Genomic DNA, 4,002 nt, shown 5'->3' on the forward strand with positions numbered 1-4,002 from the left:
GTCCTCCCGCCACACGCCCCGGGGGGGGGGGCCGCGCCCGGGGGGGGGCCGGTAACCCACGTGGGTCCCCGCCCACGCCCGTGTTCCGCCTGCAGCGCCCGAAGCTCGGCGCTCAGGCCGCTGCCGGTCTATCAGTCCTGCTTGAGCGATCCGAACTTGTCGTCGACGAACGCCTGGTTGTCCTTGGTCCACTGCGTCACGGCGTCGGCGGTCTTGCCCTTGCCGGCCGAGTTGATCGCGTCCTCGAGCGACTGCAGGTGCTCGTCGTCCATCGTGAAGTTCGAGGCCATCTCGGCGATCTTCGGGTGCGCCTCGCTGAACCCGCCACGCGCTGTGATGTGCAGCTTCTCGGCCTCGCCCATCGCCTTCTTCGGGTCCTGCAGGTCCTTGAGGTCGTAGCGGCTGTACGCCCAGTGCGGGTGCCACAGGGTGACCACGATCGGCTTTTTGTTGCTGATCGCCTTTTCCAGCTCCGCCAGCATCGCGGGGGTCGACGACTGCTGGACCTTCATCACGTCTTCGAGGCCGTACTCGGGCACCGCGAAGTTCTCGGCGCGGTTCATGATCCCGGCGCTGGGCTCGATGCCGGTGATGACTCCGCCGAACTCGTCGGCGTGGTCCTTGAGGTCGGCGATGGAGTTCACGTCGGTGACATACGACGGCACCGTGAGTTCCAGGCTGGCCTTGTCGTACCACACGCCCAGGTCCTCGAGCTGGTCGCCGTACTTGTCCCAATACTCTTTGTGCGTGGTGGGCAGCCAGGTGTCGAGGAACATGTCGACGTCGCCGTTGGCCATGCCGGAGAAGATCGCGCCCGCGCTGAGCTGCGTGGTCTTCACGTTGTAGCCGGCCGCCTCGAGCTGCTGCTCGAACAGGTTGGTCAGGGCGATGTCCTCGTCCCAGGCGATGTAGCCGATGGTGATGGTGTCATCACCGCCGCCACCGCTCCCGCCGGGCGCCTGGTCGCTCGATCCGCACCCCGCGGCCACCATGGCGATGGCACCGAAGATCGCGACCGCCCCGGTCAGCAGCCCGCGGCGACGCCTCTTGCGGCGTGCCGGCGTGTCCACCGGTTCCGGATTCTCCCCTGATTCCATGATTTCTCCCTTTCTCGATTGCTGGTTCCCGCGGCGACGCCCGACCTCGCCGCGCGGATCACCCTGCCGTCGCCGTGCTCCTGTCGGCGTCGGCCGGAGTCTCTTCATCGTCGGCGGTCCGGCTCCTGCGCAGAACGCCGAACACCGCGCCCATGCGGCTGAACACCGAGCGGTTGCCGAACGAGGCGCTGAGCCGGTCGAGGTAGATCGCGAGGATCACCACGGCGATACCGGCCTCGAAGCCCGCACCGAGCTGGAGGCGCGTCACGGCACCGAAGACCTCGGTACCCAGGCCGGGCGCGCCGACCATGCCTGCGACGACCTGCATCGACAGCGCGAGCATGATCACCTGGTTGACACCCGCCATGATCGAGGGCAGCGCAAGCGGCAGCTGAATCCCGGTGAGGATGCGCCACGGCGAGGTGCCGAACGCCTCGCCGGCCTCGACCATCTCGGGGTCCACCTGGCGGATGCCGAGCTCGGTCAGCCGCACCCCCGGAGGCAGCGAGAACGCGACGGTGGCGACGATGCCGGGGACGGTGCCGATGGAGAAGAAGAAGATCACCGGGATCAGGTAGACGAACACCGGCAGCGTCTGCAGGAAGTCCATCAACGGTCGCACTATGCGGCTCACCGTCGCGTTGCGCGCCGCCCAGATGCCCAGCGGCACGGCCAGTACCACCGCGATCACCGCAGCGAACAACACCTGCGCGAGCGTCTGCATCGTCGCTTCGAACTCGAGCATCCCGTCGATGATCCCGAAACCGATCACCGTGACCACGGCGGCCTTCCAACCCCTGATCCACAGCGCGAGCACCGCGAAGATGATGATCATCCCCCACGGGGGCAGGTAGGTGAGCACGTCCGTGAGCCAATCGACCGCGCTCGACACGACGGTCGAGATGAAGTCGAAAAGCGGCCCGACGTTGTTCGTCAGCCACGTGACGATCGTGTCGAACCAGTCGCCCACGTGGATGCGCGGCACATGCCAGGTATCGGCCAGCAGCGCGACCCCATCCCTGGTGCCCGCCGAGCCGTTGATCACGCCGGTGTTCACGATGCCGCCCCCGATGCCTCGACGATGTCCTTTGCGGGATCCTGCGGCGCGGCCGCGGCATCGCCCGCCGCTCCGAGGAGACGGTCCTGCGAGATGGTGCCGCTGAGCCTGCCCGCGTCGTCCACTACCGCCAGCGGATGGTCACTGGCCGCGGAGCTGCGGAAGAGTGAACGCAGTGAGGCGCTCTCCGGCACCTCCACCACGTCCCGGTCGACGGTGGGCGCACGGCCGCCGACCACGGCGCCGTGCGCCGAATCGGCGCCGATGACCCCCACCGGGCGGCCGGACTCGTCGACGACGAAGACGGTCCGATGCCCCGGTGCGGCAGCGATCTCGTCCCACTTCGCGTCGAGCGCCGCCGCCGTGACGGTGACCGCCTGCCGATCCATGACGTTCTCAGCGGTGAGCACCCGTGTGCGGTCCACGTCCTGGGTGAACTCCTGCACGTAGGCGTTTGCCGGGGAATCGAGGATCTCCCGCGCGGTGCCCACCTGTTCGATCCGGCCGTCCCGCATGATCGCGATGCGGTCGCCGATCCGCATGGCCTCGTCCAGGTCGTGGGTGATGAAGATGATGGTCTTGTTGAGGGTCTTCTGCAGCTCCGTGAGCTGGTCCTGCATGTCGCGCCGGATCAGCGGGTCCAGTGCGCTGAACGCCTCGTCCATCAGCAGGATGTCCGTCTCCGCAGCGAGCGCGCGGGCCAGCCCCACGCGCTGCTGCATGCCGCCGGACAGCTGGCCCGGCATGTGGTCCTCCCAGCCGGCGAGCCCGGTCAGTTCCAGCGCGCGCGCCGCCTTCCGACGCCGATCGGCCTTGTCGACACCCTGGATCTGCAGGCCGTACGCGGCGTTGTCGAGCACGGTGCGGTGCGGAAACAGCGCGAAATGCTGGAAGACCATGCTCATGGTGCGGCGACGCAGGTGGCGGGCCTCGTGGTCGGACATCGCAGTGAGGTCCTCCCCACCCACGAGCACGCGCCCCGAGGTGGCCGGCAGCAGCCCGTTGAGCATGCGCAGCAGCGTCGACTTGCCCGACCCGGACAGCCCCATCACCACGAAAGTCTCGCCCTCACGGATGTCGAGGTTCGCGTCGACGACGGCGGCCGTAGCGCCGCCGGTGTCGATCTCCGACCGCGCGGCGCCGCCTTCCAGCGCCGCCACGACTTTCTCGGGGTTCCGCCCGAACACCTTGTAGAGCTTCTCCGTCTTGACGGTTGCCACCGTGTCCTCCGTGCCCGCGATGATGCGCCGGGGAACACGACCCCGGGACGGGCCGGAGCCACGCCGCCGTTCGGATCCGGCCACCGTGCCCGCGCGCCGCGGGCATCCGGGGATCTCCCACGCCCGCGCACCCATCACCGCTTATCGAAAATTGCGCAATCTGCGATTCGTAGTTGACCGTATCGCAGGTCGCAGACAGGATAGGGCTCCGCCGCCGAGCTGTAACCTTTGCACGAACGTCCCACACAGGAGCGGAAGCACCTCCGCCCAGCGCACAGCGATACTCTGACCACCGTGGGTCCGCCTGTTCTTTTCGTCGCACTCTTCGTGCTCGTCGCGCTCATCGTCGCGGTCGTCCTCGCCCGCCGGGCGCAACGGAAGGTCGCCGCACGGGACGAGGCGAGGCACGCCGGAGGCGCCGCGCGGCCGGGTCCGTGGGTGGTCCGGCTGACCGGGCAGCTGGACGGCCCCGCGGCGGTCACGGCCCGCACCCCCGCCGCCCGCGCATGCCTGCAGCGCGCCATCGAAGCCCAGGCACGCGCCGTCGACCTGCTCCCCAGCGCGTCGACGCCCGCGCTGGGGCTGCGCGTCCAGGAGGCCGCCGTCGCAGGATTGCACTTCGTGCGGG

Annotated in this window: 4 protein-coding genes; 1 reads left to right on the top strand and 3 read right to left on the bottom strand. The window is 68.9% G+C overall.

Going from position 1 to position 4,002, the window contains the following annotated elements; translation table 11 throughout:
• Positions 1-131: 131 nt before the first annotated feature.
• The 3 genes from JJ683_RS17935 to JJ683_RS17945 are packed head-to-tail and all read right to left on the bottom strand — an operon-like array spanning position 132 to position 3,374.
• Positions 132-1,097 (bottom strand): glycine betaine ABC transporter substrate-binding protein, encoded by a 966-nt coding sequence (locus JJ683_RS17935; protein ID WP_207280359.1) that lies wholly within the window; start codon positions 1,095-1,097, stop codon positions 132-134.
• A 58-nt stretch (positions 1,098-1,155) separates the two neighbouring features.
• A complete protein-coding gene (locus tag JJ683_RS17940; RefSeq protein ID WP_307811038.1) occupies positions 1,156-2,154 on the bottom strand; it encodes an ABC transporter permease in 999 nt (332 codons plus the stop codon).
• Entirely contained in the window at positions 2,151-3,374 is a 1,224-nt protein-coding gene (locus JJ683_RS17945) for a quaternary amine ABC transporter ATP-binding protein (RefSeq protein ID WP_307811039.1), read from the bottom strand. The genes JJ683_RS17940 and JJ683_RS17945 overlap by 4 nt, the downstream gene beginning before the upstream one ends.
• Positions 3,375-3,668: 294 nt before the next feature.
• Between JJ683_RS17945 and JJ683_RS17950 the strand changes: the two genes are divergently transcribed.
• Positions 3,669-4,002: hypothetical protein (locus tag JJ683_RS17950; protein WP_200176128.1), on the top strand; the 334-nt coding region annotated here is incomplete at its 3' end.

It is taken from the genome of Tomitella cavernea, assembly GCF_016599145.1.
In the GTDB taxonomy this organism is placed as follows: Bacteria; Actinomycetota; Actinomycetes; order Mycobacteriales; family Mycobacteriaceae; genus Tomitella; species Tomitella cavernae.

Excerpts from the sequence above, each read along its gene's own strand:
- JJ683_RS17935 (WP_207280359.1), bottom strand. The coding sequence starts at position 1,097 with ATGGAATCAGGGGAGAATCCGGAACCGGTGGACACGCCGGCACGCCGC.